Here is a 472-nt window from a genome sequence, read left to right on the forward strand (position 1 = left end):
AACTGGATGCCGTTAATCTCCTCCGTCTTCCATCCTCTCAGAGCAAAGATGTCATTGTAGAGCGAACTGCATCGGTTGGCACGGATGTAGAAATGTTTGCAATGCTTCTCTATCTCACTGACGATTTCCTTCGAGCAGGAACCGCAGTCTGCCCTGAAGCGATTTACACGGATGTTCTGGGATTCCAGAAGAGCGAAGAATCTCTTATGGGTGTCTGCCTGATGAAAACGCACATTCGTGTTACCATCGCTGTTCTCGATATAGACTATCTTGTCACCGATAACATATACGCCAGGCCTGTAGCCGAGGAACTTTTTGTAGGTCGGTTTTGCATCATACTTCTCCGTTTCAAGGAACTGATGGTCAAAGTCAACATCGTATTCCTCAATTTCCTTCAACTCGCCTGTAGAAACCAAAGCGTTTATAAGCAATGTGTTGAGTTTGTCTGCAGTATTGAAATCATAGATCTTGC

At 44.9% G+C, this 472-nt stretch carries 1 pseudogene; it reads right to left on the bottom strand.

Going from position 1 to position 472, the window contains the following annotated elements:
- Window positions 1–472, bottom strand: a pseudogene (locus CIK90_RS01870) (IS1380 family transposase); the annotation flags it as partial.

Source organism: Prevotella sp. P5-126, from assembly GCF_002251185.1.
In the GTDB taxonomy this organism is placed as follows: domain Bacteria; phylum Bacteroidota; class Bacteroidia; order Bacteroidales; family Bacteroidaceae; genus Prevotella.